The sequence below is a fragment of the Prodigiosinella aquatilis genome (genome assembly GCA_030388725.1).
In the GTDB taxonomy this organism is placed as follows: Bacteria; Pseudomonadota; Gammaproteobacteria; order Enterobacterales; family Enterobacteriaceae; genus Prodigiosinella; species Prodigiosinella aquatilis.
Window position 1 is genome coordinate 2835548 of the sequence record CP128857.1, and the last position, 20490, is coordinate 2856037.

17 protein-coding genes and 1 pseudogene are annotated in these 20490 nt (G+C 49.5%); 3 read left to right on the forward strand and 15 right to left on the reverse strand.

Going from position 1 to position 20490, the window contains the following annotated elements:
• Positions 1-21 precede the first annotated feature (21 nt).
• Positions 22-228, reverse strand: coding sequence for a protein DsrB (dsrB, locus tag PCO85_13155; GenBank protein ID WJV52199.1), 207 nt, complete (start codon positions 226-228; stop codon positions 22-24).
• 533 nt (positions 229-761) lie between these two features.
• Here dsrB and PCO85_13160 point away from each other — a divergent pair.
• Positions 762-2192 carry an EmmdR/YeeO family multidrug/toxin efflux MATE transporter gene (locus tag PCO85_13160; GenBank protein ID WJV52200.1) on the forward strand — a complete coding sequence of 477 codons (1431 nt, stop codon included), beginning with the start codon at positions 762-764 and terminating at the stop codon, positions 2190-2192.
• A 570-nt stretch (positions 2193-2762) separates the two neighbouring features.
• Positions 2763-3131 (forward strand): cytochrome b562, encoded by a 369-nt coding sequence (locus tag PCO85_13165; protein ID WJV52201.1) that lies wholly within the window; start codon positions 2763-2765, stop codon positions 3129-3131.
• Positions 3132-3881: 750 nt separating this feature from the next.
• Here PCO85_13165 and acnB read toward each other — a convergent pair.
• The 10 genes and pseudogenes from acnB to PCO85_13215 form a co-directional block, all read right to left on the reverse strand.
• The gene (acnB, locus tag PCO85_13170; GenBank protein WJV52202.1) at positions 3882-6479 is read right to left on the reverse strand and encodes a bifunctional aconitate hydratase 2/2-methylisocitrate dehydratase; all 2598 of its coding nucleotides are present in this window, start codon (positions 6477-6479) and stop codon (positions 3882-3884) included.
• Between the two features lie 47 nt (positions 6480-6526).
• Positions 6527-7366, reverse strand: a complete 840-nt coding sequence (gene citG, locus PCO85_13175) for a triphosphoribosyl-dephospho-CoA synthase CitG (GenBank protein ID WJV52203.1) — start codon at positions 7364-7366, stop codon at positions 6527-6529.
• The gene (citX, locus tag PCO85_13180; protein WJV56083.1) at positions 7344-7883 is read right to left on the reverse strand and encodes a citrate lyase holo-[acyl-carrier protein] synthase; all 540 of its coding nucleotides are present in this window, start codon (positions 7881-7883) and stop codon (positions 7344-7346) included. Before citX ends, citG begins: the two co-directional genes overlap by 23 nt.
• Positions 7884-7890: 7 nt before the next feature.
• Positions 7891-9402: pseudogene (gene citF / locus PCO85_13185) on the reverse strand (citrate lyase subunit alpha).
• A 10-nt stretch (positions 9403-9412) separates the two neighbouring features.
• Positions 9413-10288 (reverse strand): citrate (pro-3S)-lyase subunit beta, encoded by an 876-nt coding sequence (gene citE, locus PCO85_13190; GenBank protein WJV52204.1) that lies wholly within the window; start codon positions 10286-10288, stop codon positions 9413-9415.
• Positions 10285-10578: a citrate lyase acyl carrier protein gene (gene citD, locus PCO85_13195; GenBank protein WJV52205.1), complete on the reverse strand. Its 294-nt coding sequence runs from the start codon at positions 10576-10578 to the stop codon at positions 10285-10287. Before citD ends, citE begins: the two co-directional genes overlap by 4 nt.
• Before the next feature lie 15 nt (positions 10579-10593).
• Complete coding sequence (gene citC / locus PCO85_13200; protein ID WJV52206.1) at positions 10594-11619, reverse strand: [citrate (pro-3S)-lyase] ligase; 1026 nt, start codon at positions 11617-11619, stop codon at positions 10594-10596.
• A 15-nt stretch (positions 11620-11634) separates the two neighbouring features.
• Positions 11635-12498: a fumarylacetoacetate hydrolase family protein gene (locus PCO85_13205; GenBank protein WJV52207.1), complete on the reverse strand. Its 864-nt coding sequence runs from the start codon at positions 12496-12498 to the stop codon at positions 11635-11637.
• A 64-nt stretch (positions 12499-12562) separates the two neighbouring features.
• A complete protein-coding gene (locus PCO85_13210; GenBank protein WJV52208.1) occupies positions 12563-13798 on the reverse strand; it encodes an MFS transporter in 1236 nt (411 codons plus the stop codon).
• A gap of 76 nt (positions 13799-13874) precedes the next feature.
• Entirely contained in the window at positions 13875-14960 is a 1086-nt protein-coding gene (locus PCO85_13215) for a 4-oxalomesaconate tautomerase (protein ID WJV52209.1), read from the reverse strand.
• Positions 14961-15116: 156 nt separating this feature from the next.
• Between PCO85_13215 and PCO85_13220 the strand changes: the two genes are divergently transcribed.
• Complete coding sequence (locus tag PCO85_13220) at positions 15117-16037, forward strand: LysR family transcriptional regulator (protein ID WJV52210.1); 921 nt, start codon at positions 15117-15119, stop codon at positions 16035-16037.
• Between the two features lie 804 nt (positions 16038-16841).
• On the opposite strand, the gene bioD is transcribed toward PCO85_13220, so the two are convergent.
• The 4 genes from bioD to bioB are packed head-to-tail and all read right to left on the reverse strand — an operon-like array spanning position 16842 to position 20452.
• Positions 16842-17522: a dethiobiotin synthase gene (gene bioD, locus PCO85_13225; GenBank protein WJV52211.1), complete on the reverse strand. Its 681-nt coding sequence runs from the start codon at positions 17520-17522 to the stop codon at positions 16842-16844.
• Positions 17515-18279, reverse strand: a complete 765-nt coding sequence (gene bioC / locus PCO85_13230; protein WJV52212.1) for a malonyl-ACP O-methyltransferase BioC — start codon at positions 18277-18279, stop codon at positions 17515-17517. The genes bioD and bioC overlap by 8 nt, the downstream gene beginning before the upstream one ends.
• The gene (gene bioF, locus PCO85_13235) at positions 18266-19414 is read right to left on the reverse strand and encodes an 8-amino-7-oxononanoate synthase (protein ID WJV52213.1); all 1149 of its coding nucleotides are present in this window, start codon (positions 19412-19414) and stop codon (positions 18266-18268) included. Before bioF ends, bioC begins: the two co-directional genes overlap by 14 nt.
• Positions 19415-20452 (reverse strand): biotin synthase BioB, encoded by a 1038-nt coding sequence (bioB, locus tag PCO85_13240; protein WJV56084.1) that lies wholly within the window; start codon positions 20450-20452, stop codon positions 19415-19417.
• Positions 20453-20490 lie beyond the last annotated feature (38 nt).

Sequence of the window (20490 nt, forward strand, 5' to 3'; positions counted from 1 at the left end):
CCGATAAGGCAAGTACCGGTGTTATTTTTTAGTCAATATCCTTGATTCGACAAAAACACTATCAGGGGTACTACTGTTAATTTCATTAAAAAACCAGATACCGGCAGGATAGTCCTTAAGAGAAACCAAATACATCGTTCCTTCCTGAAACACCTCCACTGCCAGAATAACGCCCTCTCGACGAGCCTCCCCATCGGTTTTTACCGTGACTAAATCATTTATTTTCATAGTGAATCTCTTTTTCTTCTTCCGGTTTTAACGATAAACTAATTTTCAGTTTTTTAAGTCAATGAATAAAAGGAATCACGACAGAATTTATTCACACAATAGCTCGTTCAGATAGAGATAAATTTTGCATATACAATTTTGAAATAGCGTTTCATCCAAATTAGTGTTTTATACTCTTTGGTAATCGCGAGCACTACATGTACCGGTTATAATCGCCAATGTGGATAGTTTGTCAACCGTAGTAAACTCTTGGTTATAGCCCCGCTGGCCATGATCTGCACCAATCTCATTCAGCGGTATCAATACGATACAGATGAATACTCACTGATCCGAAGGTTCATTTTTACCCCCTGGGAAAGGCAGATAAAGAAGCCCAATAAGATCATGGTTTACATGTTCAACCTATTACACACCTGATCTACATCCTGACTTGAAATCAGCACTGACAGCGCCTTTTCTGCTGTCATCTTTCTACGATGAAAAACGCTGAACAGCGAGTATGCGACACCCTGCGCCCGTGAACATAGGTAGGCATGATTTTGAGTACAGTAAAGCACTTCATAGCCATATTGCAGAAAACAACCTGGTACAAAGAACGTCACTCCAACCATGTCTTGTTTTACCGAGAAATAGTGCCTCTCGCCGTACCTATATTTATTGAAGGGCTCTGTGTCGTATTGATGGGCATATTCAGCACCTTCCTGGTTAGCTGGTTGGGTAAAGAATCCATGGCTGCGGTTGGGTTAGCCGATAGCTTCAACATGTTGATCATCGCCTTTTTTACCGCCGTAGCACTAGGAACCGCCGTTGTTGTCTCGTTCAGTTTGGGAAAACGTAATCGCAAACAAGCAAGGCTTGCTGCTCGACAATCAATTTCCCTGCTAGTACTCATTTCATTCCTGCTGGTTGGTCTTGTGGAGTTTGCTGGCGATACCATCATCAACCTCATTGCACATAATGCGGATATGGCGGTCAAAGGCCTGGCACTGACTTTCTTGAGGCTTACCGTGTGGGGTTATCCCGCGGTGGCCATCACACTAGTTGGTTGTGGTGCGCTACGCGGAGCGGGTAATACCAAACTACCAATGTTCATTAATATCGGAATGAATATACTGAATATTTTACTTAGCAGTGTCTTGATTTACGGTATTTTCTCCTGGAAGGGAATAGGATTTATCGGTGCGGGTATAGGGATTACCATTTCTCGCTATATCGGTGCCCTATTCGTCATTCTGACATTAATGAAAGGTTTCAATAGTGCTTTGCGTATTCCTTTTAAAGGGTATTTTACCCCCTTTACTACGGCCATATTATACGAAGTACTTAGTATTGGAGTTCCTGCCAGTGTTGAGTCAGTGATGTTTAATGTAGGAAAATTGATCACCCAACGGTTTGTAGCCGGAATGGGCACAGAGGTGATTGCCGGGAATTTTATTGCCTTTTCTATCGTGTCATTAATTAATCTACCGGGGAATGCTCTGGGTTCTACCTCTACGATTATTGTCGGCACTCGATTAGGAAAAGGACAAATTATGCAGCCTGTCCGGCAACTTAAATATATATTTTGGTTATCCAATATTGGTCTATGTTCCCTAGCCCTACTGTCAGTACCCAGCGCCACACTGCTGGCGTCATTTTACACTAACGAACCGGAAGTGATCAGAGTTGTTCAGCAACTAATCTGGCTAAACGCGCTGTTTATGCCAATCTGGGCCGCCTCATGGGTCCTGCCAGCCGGACTGAAAGGAGCAAAAGACGCCAGCTATACGATGTGGGTCGCTTTAGCGAGCATGTGGGGATGTCGGGTAATTGCCGGATATATTCTGGGCGTTATATTAGGTTTAGGTGTTGTTGGCATATGGATGGGAATGTTTTTTGATTGGATAGTACGCGGCATATTATTTTATCACCGCATGATCAGTGGCAAGTGGTTATGGCGCTATCAACGTCCATTAGGGCAATAACAAACGCGACTTGCTATTTTATGATCAGACCTCACGTCGACAACCACCATCAAAATTAAATAGTGATTGTTCACAACAGGATTCCGTGTTGATGAAGTTGAAAACAGGTTAAGAACAGAAGATAGAATAAAAAATAATGCAATAGCTTTTAGATTTAAAACATTACACCCAATATATTTCGAATTGCAAAAAGGCGGCCAGTAAAGAAATTCCGATGAAATTACGCTGATAAGCCATTCAGGTGACAAATCTCTGCAAGGCGCAGATTCAGACACTGCTTGCAGCAGCTCCAAAAGGGCGAAGTCCAGAAGATGAGCCGAGTCATTAAGCGCCGCCACGCCTCTGTGATCTGAAAGACGACATGTATTGACATGTTTCGCAACCCATTACATTAGTTAATTAATTCAGCTCGCAATGCTCTACAAAATAGTAATCCTCTACTTATTAATTTGAATGATTCTTATTTCCATAATATATTTTTTATTTGACCGCCTCTCAATTGTTATTAATACTGCTACGGCAAGAATTACCAACCAGCCATGCTATTGACTTAATTAACAGGAGTGAGCAATGAAAAAAACCATGATGACAATCTGTTTAGCGTTATCTGTTTCAGCCACGATGTTGCCTTACACCAGCATTGCGGGAGTGAACAATGAAATGCATTCCATGCAGAAAAATTACAGTGCCGCTTCTACTGCTACAGATGCGGCTACGCTCAAAGCTGATTTATTGAAACTTAAAGAACATGCCAACAAAGCGAAAGCAGATCCTGGATTTGCGAAAGACAAAGTCTTCAATGAAGGATTGACCAAGCTTATTAAACAAATTGACGATGCTATCGCGTTAGTTGATGCAGGGAAATTAAAGGAAGCCAAGGTTGCCACTGCAAATATCAGAAAAATCCGAGATGAATATCATAGAAAGCTCGGTGTATGAGTGAAAACTAAATTATCAAGGTTGTGATTATTTAAAATCATTTACCTTGTAAATAATTACTTATATATCCAATAGATTTCAAATTGCAGGAAAGCGGTAACCGAGTGAATCCCCGGGGGCATACTCTAATAAGTGGTTAGGGTAAGGGGGACAGACAACACACTTGCAGTTTGAAAGATGACGGGTATAACTGTCACAGAATTAAAGGTGATCGCTCGGGGCGGTCACCAAACCCAATAGTAGAACGGACTATTATCCGCCGCCAATTCTGGTTCGGCATACTTCATTTTTTAATGCTGACTGAATCGCCAGATAAATAACGTTACGCACTAAATAGCCCATCGGAAATATTTTACATTTCTTGATAGTCAAGAAAGCATGAGATTTGCTCCGTGAATAGACCGGCCTTTGCTGATTCGCGGGTAATGTTAATCCCAGATATCGATGCAACTGTCCAACATCATCAGCGTGGCCTTCTCCGCCGATGTCTGAGTTACCAGGAAAACAGAACGCATCCCGTGACAAGCCGGTTTTTTAAACAGAGCGGGGGCGCAGACATCTTTGAATTGTGAATACAACTGAGGAAACAATACGCTGGTTAAACTACGCCACGGGTCATTCAAGAATGGAGGCCCGAAGCCGTCACAATTCAAATAATGCGCAATATTTTCCTGAACCGTTGATATACCGGCGTTCCTCCCGCGCCCTGGCAGGCAGAATGCACCTGCCAGGGTGTTGCACCTGCATGCGTTAAGGCTGCGTCTGAAAAATGACATCCCCAGCTTTATCAGTGTACTGCCGGATCTTATCAAAATTCAGATAACGATACGTATCCGCAGTAGTGTCTGCAATCGCGGACATCCGCTGGTGATACTCTGTTGGTGAGGGAAGTTTCCCGGTCAGTGCGGCGATAGCCGCAAGTTCAGCAGAAGCAAGGTAGACATTCGCACCAGTCCCCATCCGGTTGGGAAAATTACGCGTCGAAGTTGACACTGCGGTGACACCCTCAGCGACGCGTGCCTGATTCCCCATACACAAGGAACAGCCAGGCGATTCAACGCGGGCACCACTTTTACCAAATACGCTGTAGTAGCCTTCCTCTATCAACTGCGAGGCGTCCATACGCGTCGGCGGAGCAACCCATAGCCGTGTCGGTAACACGCCCTGATGCTCATTCATCAGCTTACCGGCAGCCCGGAAATGACCGATATTAGTCATGCAGGAACCAATAAAAACTTCATCAATGCTCGTTCCCTGTACTTCTGAGAGTAAGCGTGCATCGTCAGGATCGTTTGGCGCGCAGACGATGGGTTCTTTAATCTCCGCCAAATCTATTTCGATAACGGCGGCGTACTCAGCATCAGTATCGGCTTCCAGCAATTGAGGATCAGCAAGCCATTTTTCCATTCCCTGGATACGACGCTCCAGTGTGCGTCTGTCACCGTATCCTTCTGCAATCATCCAGCGCAACAGTACAACATTCGATTGCAGGTACTTCACGACAGGCTCCTGATCCAGCTTGATAGTACAACCCGCCGCCGAGCGTTCCGCAGAGGCATCCGTGAGTTCAAAAGCCTGCTCGACATTGAGATCGGGCAGCCCTTCTATCTCCAGAATGCGGCCTGAGAAGATATTCTTTTTCCCTTTCTTCTCAACGGTCAACAACCCTTGCTGGATAGCGTAATACGGAATAGCATGAACCAAATCGCGTAAAGTGATGCCCGGTTGCATGGTTCCTTTAAAGCGTACCAGCACCGATTCAGGCATATCGAGCGGCATAACCCCCGTTGCAGCAGCAAATGCCACCAGACCTGAGCCCGCAGGCAGGGAAAGCCCAATAGGGAAGCGCGTATGCGAATCACCTCCTGTCCCCACAGTATCTGGCAGCAGCATCCGGTTGAGCCAGGAATGGATAACACCATCCCCCGGGCGCAGTGAGACGCCGCCCCGGTTCATGATGAAAGTCGGTAAGGTCTGTTGCATTTGAACATCGACACGCTTCGGATACGCCGAGGTGTGACAAAAAGACTGCATCACCAGATCGGCCGAAAAACCGAGGCAAGCCAGATCCTTAAGTTCATCTCGCGTCATTGGCCCGGTGGTATCCTGGGATCCCACTGACGTCATTTTCGGTTCGCAATAACACCCAGGACGCACTCCCCGTACACCACAAGCCCGCCCCACTATTTTTTGCGCAAGGGTGAATCCGCGCTGGCCGGTGGTCACTTCTTTGGCCTGCCGAAAAACATCACTTACTGGCAAGCCCAGGGATTCACGCGCTCTAGCGGTCAGGCCTCGCCCAATGCTTAGCGGAATTCGCCCGCCGGCACGCACTTCATCCAGCAACACATCCGTTTTAAGCCTAAACGTGGCGATTAACTCACCACTCTGATGCTGGCGAATCTCCCCCTGATACGGATAGATATCGATTACCTCGCCCATATTCAGGCGAGTCACATCCACTTCTATTGGTAATGCCCCCGCATCTTCCATGGTATTAAAAAAGATTGGCGCAATTTTCCCGGCCAGCACTACGCCACCCGCCCGCTTGTTGGGTACAAACGGGATGTCATTACCCATATGCCAGAGCACAGAGTTAGCGGCAGACTTGCGCGAAGAACCGGTACCCACCACATCGCCCACATAGGCCAGAGGGAATCCCTTACTCTTTAACGCCGCTATCTGCGCAACGGGCCCCACTACTCCTGGCTCATCCGGCACAATGCCCTCGCGTGCATTTTTCAGCATAGCCTGCGCATGAAGCGGAATATCGGGCCGTGACCAGGCATCCGGGGCCGGGGAGAGATCGTCGGTGTTAGTTTCACCCGTAACTTTAAAAACCGTTACAGTGATTTTTTCGGGGATGGACGGTCGGCAGATAAACCATTGTGCATCGGCCCACGCCTGAAGCACCTGCCGTGCAAAGGTATTTCCCGCTTTTGCTTTCTCTTCAACAGAATAGAAGCTATCAAACATCAGCAGTGTCTGCGATAACGCACTGGCGGCGATCGGTGCCAGTTGCGGCACGTCCAGTGCCGCAATCAAGGGTTCAATGTTGTAACCTCCCTGCATCGTTCCCAGCAGTTCGACTGCTTTTTGCGGTGATACCAATGGAGAAATTGCTTCGCCTTTCGCGATTGCAGCCAGAAATTCGGCTTTAACACGAGCAGCGTCATCAACACCTGGCGGCACACAGTGTACGAGCAAATGTAATAATAAAGTTTCTTCGCCCACTGGTGGATTTTTCAGAAGCTCAGTCAGTGAGCTCATCTGGTGTTGATTCAGCGGCAGAGGAGGAATATGTTGAGCCGCACGCCCGGCCTGCGCCTGGCAATAATCATTTAACACAATTAAATTCCTTATGAATAATACGAGGGAGGTAGTACCCCGAATCGCTATGCCTGAATTGACGCCAGCACCCAGGAAACAGAAAGTAGATCCGCACTCCCACCCGGGCTGAGATTGCGGGAGATGAGGATCTTATCCATTGCGCAGAGATCACGGTGCGCCCAGCCATTTTTTAACAGTTCAGCGGCATAGTTCTGCACAAATGCCAGCCCATCAGGTCCGCCACACGACACCAGATTACTGTCAAGGTTGACGGCCATCAGTCTGAGCAGCGCGCTGTGAAGTTGTCGCATTTCTGTTTCCTGATTCCAGAACGGCAACACATGATGACGGACAGTGGCAAAACCGCTTTCGGCCTCACCTCTTGCGCCACGCAGCCCATAGCGGCGAAACAGTCTTTCACCTGCTGTTGCCATGTCACTTTCATTACGGCCCACCAGCTCGCGAGCCACCAGGCCCTGGCACATTTTGCTGACTTCATCGCACAGCCGCTCACAGCTAAGCCATTGCCCTTGTGCCTGCAAACGTCCCGCAGCAAAGCAGAGCAATCCGAGAGAGAAAACGCCGCCTTTATGGGTATTGACTCCCCCCGTCGCGGCAAACATGGCCTGCTCGCAGTCCATGCCTAAAGGACGCAGCAGTTGCAATTGTTGATCCACAGGCAAATGTGCATAGAGCTCTCCCTGTTCGGTAAAAATCTGAAACCAGGGCGAAATCGCGTCGATACTCTTCTGGAACAAGCGGTGATCCATATCCCGATGTGAACCGTTGTTATCCCTGTCGACCAACCCGGGCTTCGGCGTTAGCTCCAGTTCCCGAAGCAGCGCCTCTTCAGCCAGGACTGAAACATCAGGGAAAATCCGTTTAGTCGCGGGCAAACCAGTCATCAATCATAGCCTCCACACACGCGATCACTTGCGCTGGCGAATGCCGGCGAGAGCGGGCGCAGACATGAGCAGGTTCATCACACAGCAGACATCGGCGCATCGTGCCTCCCAAGGCCTTACGGCCGATCAGTCCCTGTTGCGGGCAAATCACATCAATATCCCACAGCCGCCCCAGCGGATGCGTTTGTTCAAGCTGAGCACTGAGCGCTTTCACTTCGCTGGCAGCATGGTCCACGCACCACATCGCTTCTGGCCCGGTGGGTAGCCACAGCACCTGGCGATCCAGGACGCGCCAGCGTTGCTGCCACAGCAGTTGATCGCAGGCCTGCAGCGCCACCCCCATCGTATTGCGATAACGGATGCTGTCCTTCACCGCCCCTGGGGTGACCAGGGTCAGCGAAATCACTGTTTTACGGTAGTGGGTCAGCCAGCCCGTCTGTCGCTCAGCACGATTGTCTCTCGCGCTGAGTAGAGCATCCAGGCTGACACCTGTTTTCACAGACGTCGAGATAGTTATGCTTCTGCTCCTCAACCTGGTAGACGACATCAATCACGCTGCCGTCACGGTAACGGATAACCCCGACAATTTTATCGGTGAACGCAATCGGTTCTGGCACACCAGTCAGGGAGATAGCGCGTTGGTATAACGCTTCAATCGCCACCACCTTCAGCCCCGCTTTTTCCAGACGCTCACGGATCTCCGGTCGGGCAGGATTTACCGCTATCCCGTGGTCGGTGACCAGCACATCAATGCTTTCCCCAGGCGTTAAACGCGTGGTAACACGTTTCACTACAGTAGGAATACGGCTACGCAGCAACGGCGCGACCACTATGGTCAGGTTAGCTGCGGCGGCGACGTCACAATGCCCACCGGAAGCACCGCGCATCACGCCGTCCGATCCCGTGATCACATTGACATTAAAGTCGACATCAATTTCCAGAGCACTGAGGATAACCACATCCAGCTGATCACAGCAGGCAGCTTTGCTGCCCGGATTGGCATACACATTGGTTGAAATTTCAATATGATTAGGGTTGCGCACCAGTGAGGCGGCGGCCTGGCTATCAAAGCACTGGGTATCGAGCAGTTTTTCTATCAACCCTTTCTCATGAAGATCAACCAGGCTGCCGGTGATACCGCCAAGCGCAAAGCGCGCCTGTACACCATTACGCTCCATTTTATCTTCCATGAAGCGAGTGCAGGCCGTTGCGGCAGCACCAGATCCAGTTTGCATCGAGAAACCATTTTTGAAGTAACCAGAATGCTCTATGACCTCAGCGGCCTGGCGGGCGATCATCAGTTCACGCGGGTTACTGGTGACACGGGCGGCGCCGGTACTGATTTTGTCAGGGTCACCAACGCTATCCACCTGCACGATATAATCCACATGGTCCTGTCCCAGACTGGCGGGCATATTCGGAAATGGCACCAGCGTTTCAGTCAGCAGCACCACTTTGTGCGCAAACTGCGCATCCACCATTGCATAGCCAAGCGAACCACAACTTGCCGGGCCTCCCGTGCCATTGGCGTTGCCAAATTCATCACTGCACGGCACGCCCAGGAAGGCAACATCAATCTTTAACTCCCCATCTTGCAGCAATTTAACGCGACCGCCGTGGGAATGAATTTGCACTGGTTCAGCCATCAGGCCATGAGAAACCGCTTCCGCTAGTTTGCCGCGCATTCCTGAAGTAAATATACGGGAGATAACGTTGTTGCGAATATGCTCAATGAGTTCGTCATTACAGGTCATCAGCGAACTGGACGCCAGAGTCAGGTTTTTGAAACCCATCGCAGCCAGTTGTGACACAACGCGATTAATCACCCGATCCCCTTCACGGAAAGCATGATGAAAAGAGATGGTCATTCCATCACGCAGCCCACTGCGTTCAATTGCTTCAACCAGAGAAGAACACAGCTTGCGTTGATGCTTACTGTCGATGTCATCCAGCCACGGGGTTGCCGTGTGCGCACGTTCGAAAGGTTTCAGATTCAGGTGAGGAAACTGTTTATGAAGATGTTCTGTTTGATTCATGATGTTGTCCTTAGCGGCGCACGCCAGAAGCAGCGGCACGCTCCAGTACCATTTGAGCGTGGTTAATTATCGGGGCATCGACCATTTTTCCGTTCAGCGACACGACACCCAGCCCATTGCGAGCGCCCTCTTGCGCAGCTTCAATGACTTGAGCTGCATAATCCACGTCCTGCTGGGTCGGGGCGTACGCGTTATGCAGCAACTCAATCTGCCGTGGGTTAATCAATGACTTACCGTTAAAGCCCATCTTGCGGATCTGATCCACTTCGCGAAGAAAGCCGGCCTCGTCGTTAATGTCAGACCAGACAACATCAAATGCATCAATACCGGCTGCCCGGGCGGCGTGAAGTACCGCGCAACGTGCGTAGAACAGTTCTGTACCGTCACCCCGCTCTGTTTGCATGTCCATCACATAGTCAAATGCCGCCAGAGCAATACCAATCAAGCGTTTTGAACTACGCGCAATCGCAACCGCATTAATAACGCCAATCGCTGATTCAATGGCGGCCATCACTTTGGTTGAGCCCGGCTCACGACCACAGTCAGCCTCAATACGTTCCAGATGATCTTCCAGCTGGTAAATATCTTCAGGTGTGTCAGTTTTCGGCAGGCGAATCACATCAACACCGGCGCGAACCACCGCTTCCAGATCAGGAAGACCAAAAGGCGTATTCAACGGGTTGATGCGCACCACGGTTTCAATCCCCTGATACATCAGGTGTTGAAGCGCATGGAATACCAGCAGACGAGCGGTGTCCTTTTCACGCAACGACACGGCATCTTCAAGATCGAACATGATAGAGTCCGGGTGATAAATAAATGCAGTGGAAAGCATGGCGGCATTGGCGCCTGGCAGGAACAACATACTGCGACGGAGTTTTTTCATTTCAGTTTTCCCCAGTCGATATCCTGCACATCAACGGCGCGGAGAATGGCACTTTGTAAACGTGCACGGATCACACAATCCAGCGCACCTTTGTCGTCAATCATGATCAGACCTTCACGAACATCTATTTTGCGTAGCGTATCTGTCACAACCTGTCGGATCTGTTCGCCAAATTGCTTGATCACTTCGCTGTTAATAATGATTTCCAGCTCACCGTTTGCGGGAGCGATTTTGACCATCAGGTCGCTGGACTCCATCGTTCCTGCCAGCGCCTCCTTAACAATCTTCATATTCCTGTCCTGGTATTAAGCCACTACTATCTTCGCCGCCGCATAGCGAGCGACAAGGTGTGTAAAGGTTGTCTCCGGGACGATGTCCCGAAGACGAGCAAATTGTTCTGTCTTCAGTAAGCGGCGGACTTCTGAGGCAGAGATAGCCTGTCCGTCCGCTTCAATGCGCGGTAATTCCACCACGGTGATATGCCCACGCAGGAGACTGTGCAGCGTCTGGTTGTATTGTCGGGTTATCTTGCAGAAAGGTTCGGAACCTATAAAACGGTGGGTGATGCCTAATGCCGGCGCGATATTATCGCGGAAAATCAGGACATCAATCTCACTCCATGCACGCTGAACTTTCCCGGTATCCTTCAGAAAATAGGCAGGAAAGGTGGCTCGTGAAATCACGTAGTCCGAACCTGGGTGCACGGTTACATTCGGTAGCCCCGAGACGCCGCTCTGCACCATCGCCAGACGATCGGCGAAAGGAATAAAAGAGGCATCTTCGCGCACCACAAAAATATGAAGCCAGTCACAGCTACGGGCGGCCTGCTCCACCAGATAGCGATGCCCTTTGGTAAAAGGGTTGGCGTTCATCACAATCGCGCCGATGTGCGTACCGGGTTGTCTGAATGCGGCCAGGCGCTGACAGTAACGCTGGATCCCCCGTGGCGTGTTTTCCATCAGAATGGCGTTTTCACCGCTTTGCGCCACAGGACAGAACCCGCTGTGCTGAAAACGCTCACGATTACAGGGTCGAGTGCAGAGAAACAGATGGAAATGACCGTGGGACAGCGCCAAATTCTGCACTTCGCTAAGCAAACGCGCGCTGAGATTCTCCCCGCGCAAACTTTTGCTCACCGCAACACACTTGATAACGTTGTCGACAAGCCCCGCGCAGCCTACCAATTCGCCCTCTCTGCGAGCTTCCACCATCCAGTGAATATCGCAGTCCATATCCAGTCCGCTATCAGCAAGTAACTGACGAACAGGCTCCACGCGTTGAGGGTGGCGTTGAAGGTCGGTAACGCTGAAAGTGAGAGTAAGTTCTGTCATACCACACCGCCCCGGTTACAGAGATTCCGCCATTTCATATTGCGGGGCATCCATGATGATGTTGCTCAGACGTCCGATACGTTCAATTTCAACTTCGATCCTATCTCCTGCATGCATGAAAAGCGGAGGATTGCGCTTTTTACCCACGCCGCCCGGCGATCCGGTGATGATGACATCGCCAGTGCTCAGAGAGGTAAATGTACTGATGTATTCGATAAGGTTTGCTACCCGATGGATCATACTGGCCGTCGTATCTTCCTGAACCATTCTTCCATTAAGCCAGGTACGAATAACCAACTGATGGGGATCGGGGATTTCATCCGTGGTGGTTATGCAGGGCCCGAATGCCCCGGTTTGGGGCCAGTTTTTACCGGCGGTAAACCAGCTGTGCTGCCAGTCCCTCGCAGAACCGTCCATGTAACAGCTATACCCAGCCACATGAGAAAGTGCGACATCCGCACGAATATGTTCGCCGCCCTTGCCAATAATGACCGCCAGTTCGCCTTCATAGTCAAACTCACTGGAAAGACACGGCTTCAGCACGGGTGTGTTATGCCCGGTTTGTGAATCAGGGAAACGCACAAACAGCGTAGGTGCCGGATTATGCTGATCGAATTCTTTGCGCTTATCGGCATAGTTCATGCCAACGCAAAGAATTTTTCCGGGCTCATCAATGACCGGCAAAAACTGAACGTCGTTTTCGCTTAAATCCACAGGCGACCGGCTATATTGCTGAGCAATGCTAATAAAACCAGCAGCCAAAAAATCTTTCAGTGTGGGATATATTTTTCCGATACGGCTTTCAAGGTCAATAATTCCTGCATCGGTATAAATACCGTAGCTTTTACGCCCTGCATGAATGTAATTTGCCAGTTTCATACGAATACCTTTATTTTTCTCGCTGCACATCTGATGCCCGTACAGCGAGTTATGTAAACAATGCCTATTTATTTTCAACTGCAACCAGAGCGGTTTTCGATTTATGGGTTGCATCCAGCCAGGTTGCTACCAAGGCACCAATGGCTAATAAAATAACAATTAAAACAGTCATTCCTTTCCAGCCCGTAAAATGGAAAATAAAGCCATTGATAAAACCAACCGTGGCCCCACCCATGTAATAGAAGAACAAATACAGCGCGACAGCCTGGCCACGAGCATGAGATGCATTTTTACTTACCCAGCTCAGCCCTACGGAATGACAACCAAAAAAACATGCGGTAAAAATGACAGAGCCAGCAATAAATACATACACATTTGGCATTAACGTTAACAACATTCCGATAGCCATTGTTATCAGTAAGACACGCAATACTTTCATACTGCCGTATTTTGTGGATAACCGTCCTGCCTGTGGTGCAGTAAAGAAGCTCAAGGCAAAACTAAAGGATAACAATCCAGCATGAACGGGTGAGATATGAAAAGGTTCTCCTTTCAGGAAAAAGGCAAGATAATTGTACAGAGAAGTAAACACCCCAAAAATAATAAAGCCGATCACAAACACCAGGGCTAAATTCTTATTTTTAAAGTGCACAATACCTTCTTTAATAATTTTCAGCACACTCAGACTCGGTGTCGGTTTGAAGTTTTGCGATGTGGGCAGCAATAGGAAAACCACAACCGAGGCAATAAGTAAACAAATACCAAAACCGTAGAAAATTGCATCAAGAGATACATTCCCCATTAATTGGCTTGCCACAATACGGCCTGACATACCGCCGACTGAATTGCCAAACACAAAATATCCCGTCACCATACCGGCGATCACAGGAACAACTTCTTCACTAATATAAGCAGTGGCCGCAGCGGCAATCCCACACAATGCCAGACCCGTTGTCGCCTGAATGAGCACCAGTGCAGTCCAGGAGTGCACCGACGGGCACAGCAATGTCAGCATACCGCCCAAAACTAACGAACCTATAATTAACTGCTTCCTGCCAAAATAATCTGCCAACGTACCGGTAAAAAGCAGACCTACTGCCATAAATGCCGTTTTGGCTGACAAGATAATACTTACATGTTGTACCGGAACATGGTAGTTAATAGTTAATTCCGGCATTAACGGTTGAATAAAGAACAAAGAGGCCAGTTCAATTAATCCCGATAATGCCATAGCTATTGTTATACGAATATACTTAGCGCTCATCACGCTTTCACTTCCAGTTGCATTATTATTAGCCATAGGGTCCTCGGCTTCATTATTTCATAGGTAGGGTTTCACATTTTAAAATAGTATTTGTGTGAATTCGGATAATAAGTTAAACCGTTTCAGTTAAGGCTACATCGGGTATACACACATTACCTTCAAACAACTTTCGTGTGGTTCTGATGACAGCGGCCCGCGTATTTTCTATTTCACTGCCACGAAGCAGAGAAACGGAAATTTTCCCACTGGGATGTTCAATATCAACAATTTCAGTGTTTGCGTGAACAGAGTTATTATTAGTAATTTTATTTGCTATTGATCCTGGAATAATCGTCGCGGTAGAAATACCAATAGAACCGGTGATAGCCAGCGATTTATGGCAATTATGCGGCATAAAGTATCTGGCTTTAATCGTCCCACCCGCTGTTGGCGAGCTCAGTAATACCGGTTTAGGGATAACCATACCCGAGACATCGCCAAACCCCATCGCCAACCCGGCTTTACAACGCAGGTTTTCCAGTTGGGCCATAAAAGCTTTGTCAGCATCCAGCTCGGCCGGTGATTCATTACCTGTCTTATTCAGACTTCGCGCATCAATCAATACCATCGGCATTGCCATATCGATGCAGGTCACCTCAACGCCATCAATGCTGTCAACAGCATTTCCCGTCGGGAGTAATTTCCCGGTTTTACAACCGGCGGAATTTAAAAAAGTCAGGCCGAGTGGTGCGGCCTTACCCGGCACACCATCAATATGGGTATCACCTTCATAACTGACCCGGCCGCCCGGTGTCTGCACCTGAACATCAATAAAGGTATTGGTATTCACGTTACGCACGCGAACCGTTGTGACCGAATTCTCGGCTGCGATTAACCCTTTTTCAATGGCGAACGGTCCGACGGCGCACAGCATATTACCGCAGTTGGGCATCGTATCCACGCGTCGTTCTTTGACCATGACCTGCGCAAATAAATAATCAATATCGGCATCCGGGCTTGCTGATTTACTGACGATAGCCACTTTACTGGTTTGCGGGCTTCCGCCACCAATACCGTCTATTTCCAGTTCATGCCCGGCCCCCATCAACGCTAATAAAACCGCATCGCGTGCTTTGATATCGGCAGGTAGATCGCTGGCCAGAATTACAGGGCCTTTTGATGTACCACCACGCATTAATACGCAAGGAATTTGGAACATGTTGAGTTTCTCTGCTTAGGTGCTATTCATTGGCAGGCAGTGTTCCACAGAGGAATAGATACTTCTAATGCCAAAAAACCAGCGATTCATGCGTTTTGCGTATTAATAAATAATCCGCTAAAGTTTGTTGTATAACCACAACAGGAATAATGAGAAATGCTCCATGAGCTCCAGGGTATTCAAGCCTTTGTAAAAATTGCAGAAATAGGGTGTTTTACCAGTGCGTCACAAGTTTTACATGTCTCACAACCCGCATTAACAAGAAGAGTCAAAAAGCTGGAGGATAATCTGGGTACGCCGCTATTTGAGCGGACAACGCGACGAGTAAAACTGACTGCGGTAGGCCGTAGCTTTTTACCTAAGGCTAAGAATTTACTGGATTTTTATGAGTCATCCATTTTTGGCATAAAAGAAATGGCGACCCATCAAAGTGGGATGATAACAATTTCTTGCCTGCCGACAGCGGCCTTCTATTTCTTACCTTCGGTAATTAAAGATTACAACAATCTCTACCCAAATATTCGATTTCGTATCCTTGAGCACGGTGCCAATGATTGTCTTGAGGCCGTACTGAATGGTGATGCTGATTTCGGTATAAACATGATAAACATCACACATTCAAATATCGACTTCACCCCGCTGGTAAATGAGCCGTTTGTTTTAGCCTGCAGAAATGATCATGAACTGGCAAAAAAGGAACTCATTAGCTGGGATGAATTGTCTGATGCAAAATTAATTGGGGTACGCAGATCGAGTGGAAACCGATTATTGATCGACAGTGCACTGGAATCGTTAGAATGGAAGCCGAACTGGTTTTACGAAGTCAGGCATTTATCCACCTCGCTAGGTATGGTTGAAGCGGGTCTGGGCATTGCAGTCGTGCCTAAACTTGCGATGCCCATGGAAGAACACCACACCCTCGTCAGTCGTCCCCTGGTTGATCCGGTGATAAGAAGAACGCTTGGACTGGTGCTCAAAAGAGGTAATACGATGAGTACGGCGGCGGAAAAATTCAGGGAAATGCTTCTGCACTTGTGGTCAGAAGAGGAGAAAAATCTTTGGATTGGCGGAGTCTGAAGCGTACCGTGAGAAGAGCGGGGCGAGCAGACCCCGCAAGAGCGAACACGCGGTGCAATGAGTCAATACTGAATCCGCAGTTGCTGGCAGGACAGCCCATAGCAATCAACAAGAAGCCACGGAAACTGCATCGCCCAAATGCCGTAATGAAGCGCTGAAACTGGCTGATTCAGATATGAAAGTTTGAATAACCTCCCTCCGGAGATATACCGTAAACAGTTAGAAAACGCTAATCAGTGTCTGTCTCAGATAACGGGGAGTCGACATATCTCTTAGCATAGCTAGCACAGAGTGAGGTTGGTATCCAGAAAAATAGCGCATTTATCCCCAGAAATCATTTTTCTCAACTTAACTGTTATTACCGGTGCTACTAATTTATGCAACCGGTTGTCAACCTTGAACAAGGTGCTTGATTTTAGATAATCAATTGATTTTTAATATCTTTATAAAAAAGCAGAGAATAACGACAACCGGAGCAAGAGCCGCGCCAGCTCTTGGTTGGCATGGCTTTTCTAATCCTAATACACACAGTTATCCACAGAAATAGTGGATAACTCCCACAAGTGCGCATCCTTCCTACACTAGCGCCATAACAGGCGCTTCTTACTGGTCCGACAATATGGATTTTTTGAATAAAATTCTGGTTACGCAACTGTTACCTATTATATGCAAAAGTGATAATCACCTCTGACAAAAAAGAAGCCATTTTGCTGCTTCAAATGGATAAGACCACATTTTCAAGATGATTCTGTCTATCAATATTGTCAGTCAGAAGCAAAAGCAGTCACTTAGGGAAACGCATTATCAGACAGACAGTAAAGCTATATTTAAGTAATGACCGAGCTCCTGCTGTGAGGGATACGGTAAATGCGGTATCTCCCCCAACATCGGTGCAGGCAAACATTGTTGTAGTGTTGTCAGATACTCGGTGTGATACTGCCCTGGTGGTGCCACCACATTGGCAATCCAACCACTGAACGTGAGTCCGACCTGTTGAATGGCACGGGCCGTCAGCATGGCGTGGTTGATACAACCCAGTTTGACCCCCACAACCAGAATCACCGGCAGTTGTTCCTGATACACCCAATCAGCAAAAGTCTGTTGCTCGGATAACGGTGTAAACCAGCCACCAGCCCCTTCAACGACTATCCAGTCCGCCTGTGTGGATAACCTTTGCAGCCCGTGGCTTAAGCTATCAAACACAATCGGCCGCTGCTCCATGACACTGACAATATGCGGTGACGTTGGCGCGATAAACGCCAACGGATTGACCGCTTCATAGCTCAATTCCACACTGCTATTTGCCTGCAACAATAATGCGTCACTGTTCCGCCATCCTTGCGGCGTCATCTCACAGCCCGAGGCCACAGGCTTATAGCCCGCAGTGCGGTATCCGGCCCGATGGGCCGCCTGTAACAGTGCGCTACTGGCGATGGTCTTACCGATGTCCGTATCTGTTCCGGTAACAAACCAGCGTTTAATCACGATAAATCACTCCAAACAATCGTTGATACGTGAGGGGATAGCCCTCATCCTGACGCGGATAAATCGCAGCCAGCGCATTGAATCGTGAACGCCCCAGTAATCCGGCGTTCCTGCCCTGATGAAGCCAGGTCGCACCTACGCCTTTCAGCGACTTCATCACACTGATCACGTCCGGGAAATAGCAAATAGCCGGGTCGGAAAAGACCTGATGACGGTAACATTGACAGGCAGCCACAACGGTCTCATAAGCCAAAAAGCGGTTGATATGCCGGGAACCATCCAACTGTTGCCAGGCTGAATCCAGCTCTGCCAGTGTCCCGGTGATCAGAGTGGAAAAGGCAATCACACCACCGGGACGAGTCACCCGGTACAGTTCTGCCAGCGCCAGGGATAGATCATCACACCACTGCACCACCAGATTACTGAAACAGATATCCACACTCGCATCCGGTAAGGGCAGACACTCAATGTCTCCTGGCAGATAATGCGTCGCTACCCGCTGCTGCTGTGCGTACCGCAGCATTTCTTCAGATAAATCGAGTGCTGTGACCGCTTTTCCCCGCTGTTGCCAACGTGCGCTGAAATAACCAGTACCACAGCCGGCATCCAGAACATCAATACCGGGATGATCAGCAATTAACGCCATCAGCTTTTCGCCACTCTCGCGCTGTAAGGCAGAGAAACGGTCATAACGACTGGCCGCCCGGCCGAATGCCCGGGCGATCGCCTGTTTATCATGGGGTTCAGCCAGCCGCATGTAACACCTCCAGCAGTTGGTCAATGTCGTCTGGTTGATGTGTCGCAGTAAGGGTAATGCGCAGCCGAGCCGAACCTGGCGGCACCGTGGGTGGCCGTATCGCGCTGACCCACATGCCCTGCGCTCGTAACCGTTGGGACACCGCCAGCGTCCGGCCGTTATCACCGATAATCAGTGGCTGGATGGCACTGGAAGAATCCAGCATACGAAATGACAATGACCGCGCACCTTCACGAAAACGTCGGATATTGGCGTTCAACCTGACACGCCGATCATCGCTTTCCTGTACTACCTGCAGAGCCGCACTCAGCGCACAGGCCTGCGCAGGCGGCATAGACGTGCTGTAAATCAGATGGCGAGCAAATTGCAGGAAATACTCGGCCAACGGTTCACTGCACAATACCGCCGCACCGCTGACACCTACCGCCTTGCCAAACGTAACCACCAATAATTCCGGCTTAACGCCCTGCTGCCAGCAACTTCCTCGGCCTTGTTCACCTATCACGCCAATACCGTGGGCATCATCCACCATCAGCAAGGCCGCATGTTCACGACAATGCTGATGTAACGCAGCCAACGGGGCAGAATCGCCATCCATACTGAACACGCCTTCCGTCACCGCCAGCGTCTGCCCACCGGCAGGTTTGCTCAGTAATGATTGTAACGAGTCAGCCTGATTGTGATGAAAACGGCGCAGCGTCGCCGGAGAGTGAGTGGCGGCTTCAAGCAGTGAAGCATGACTGAGCTTGTCAGCCAGAATACGATCGCCCGGCTCCATCAACGCGGCGACCACCGCCTGATTGGCGGCATAACCGGAAATAAACAGTAACGCCCGCGGATAGCCGAGCCAGTCGGCCAGTTGTTGCTCCAGTGTCGCATGTGCGTGGGTATATCCCGTTACATGACCAGAGCCGCCGCTGCCCACGCCATAGCGTTCAGCGCCCTGTTGCCACGCCCGTACAATAGCCGGATGCGCGCCCAACCCCAGGTAATCATTGCTGGAATAGTTAAGATAGCGTCTCGCGTCGTACTCCAGCCAACGGCCACCACCGCCATTATTCGCCAGCCGAACCCGATAAGCCTCTTGCTGCCGCCGTTGCGCCAGCCCGCCGTCGATACGTTGTTGCCAGCTCATTTACACCGCCGCGTTATAGTACTGATCACTGTCTGCATGCAGCAGCTGTTCCGTCAGGCGCTGTTGCTGCTGATTATCACCGTAATCGGTACTGGTCTGTTGCGGGTTAAGCCCAAGCTTACGAAACAGGGCCAGATCCTTGTCTTCCTTCGGATTCGGCGTGGTCAGCAATTTACACCCATAGAAAATGGAGTTGGCGCCCGCCATAAAACACATGGCCTGGGTTTGTTCATTCATCTGCTCACGGCCAGCGGATAAGCGCACATAAGATGTCGGCATCATGATACGGGCCACGGCAATGGTGCGGATGAAATCAAACGGTTCAACGTCGTCGTTTTCCGCCAACGGTGTGCCTTTTACTTTCACCAGCATGTTGATCGGCACACTTTCCGGTGGTGTCGGCAGATTTGCCAGCTGTACCAGCAGTCCGGCGCGATCACGCACCGTTTCTCCCAGCCCGACGATACCACCGGAACAGACTTTGATGCCGGCATCCCGGACTTTCTCCAGCGTCTCCAACCGTTCCTGATACGTCCGCGTAGTAATGATATTGCTGTAGAATTCCGGCGAGGTATCCAGATTGTGGTTGTAAAAGTCAAGTCCAGCCGAAGCCAGACGCAGCGCCTGATCAGCACTCAGCGTTCCCAGCGTCATGCAGGTTTCCATGCCCAGGTCTTTTACGCCTCTCACCATCTCCTCCAGATAAGGCATGTCGCGTTCATGTGGATTCTTCCAGGCAGCCCCCATGCAAAAACGGGTTGAACCCGTTGCTTTCGCCTGCCGGGCGGATTCCATCACCTGCTCTACCTGCATCAGGCGTTCCGTTTCGATACCGGTATGGTAGCGGGAACTCTGCGGACAGTATTTACAATCCTCCGGACAGGCACCAGTCTTGATGGAAAGCAGTGTACTGACCTGCACCTGTCGGGGATCAAAGTGCTGACGATGTATCTGTTGTGCTTCGAACATTAATTCCAAAAAAGGCTTATTAAACAGCGCTTGCGCTTGCTTCAGTGTCCAGCGAATGCTTTTCGTCATCATGACTACTCCGGGTGAAAAAGGTGTAGTCAGTGTAA

What these genes read in the sequence shown, in the direction of transcription:
- PCO85_13215 (WJV52209.1), bottom strand. Translation starts at nt 14,960, where the DNA reads ATGTTCCAAATTCCTTGCGTATTAATGCGTGGTGGTACATCAAAAGGC.
- citC (WJV52206.1), bottom strand. Translation starts at nt 11,619, where the DNA reads ATGACAGAACTTACTCTCACTTTCAGCGTTACCGACCTTCAACGCCAC.
- bioC (WJV52212.1), bottom strand. Translation starts at nt 18,279, where the DNA reads ATGCGGCTGGCTGAACCCCATGATAAACAGGCGATCGCCCGGGCATTC.
- bioF (WJV52213.1), bottom strand. Translation starts at nt 19,414, where the DNA reads ATGAGCTGGCAACAACGTATCGACGGCGGGCTGGCGCAACGGCGGCAG.
- citD (WJV52205.1), bottom strand. Translation starts at nt 10,578, where the DNA reads ATGAAGATTGTTAAGGAGGCGCTGGCAGGAACGATGGAGTCCAGCGAC.
- PCO85_13165 (WJV52201.1), top strand. Translation starts at nt 2,763, where the DNA reads ATGAAAAAAACCATGATGACAATCTGTTTAGCGTTATCTGTTTCAGCC.
- dsrB (WJV52199.1), bottom strand. Translation starts at nt 228, where the DNA reads ATGAAAATAAATGATTTAGTCACGGTAAAAACCGATGGGGAGGCTCGT.
- PCO85_13220 (WJV52210.1), top strand. Translation starts at nt 15,117, where the DNA reads ATGCTCCATGAGCTCCAGGGTATTCAAGCCTTTGTAAAAATTGCAGAA.
- PCO85_13210 (WJV52208.1), bottom strand. Translation starts at nt 13,798, where the DNA reads ATGGCTAATAATAATGCAACTGGAAGTGAAAGCGTGATGAGCGCTAAG.
- PCO85_13205 (WJV52207.1), bottom strand. Translation starts at nt 12,498, where the DNA reads ATGAAACTGGCAAATTACATTCATGCAGGGCGTAAAAGCTACGGTATT.
- bioB (WJV56084.1), bottom strand. Translation starts at nt 20,452, where the DNA reads ATGACGAAAAGCATTCGCTGGACACTGAAGCAAGCGCAAGCGCTGTTT.
- citE (WJV52204.1), bottom strand. Translation starts at nt 10,288, where the DNA reads ATGAAAAAACTCCGTCGCAGTATGTTGTTCCTGCCAGGCGCCAATGCC.
- citG (WJV52203.1), bottom strand. Translation starts at nt 7,366, where the DNA reads ATGACTGGTTTGCCCGCGACTAAACGGATTTTCCCTGATGTTTCAGTC.
- PCO85_13160 (WJV52200.1), top strand. Translation starts at nt 762, where the DNA reads ATGATTTTGAGTACAGTAAAGCACTTCATAGCCATATTGCAGAAAACA.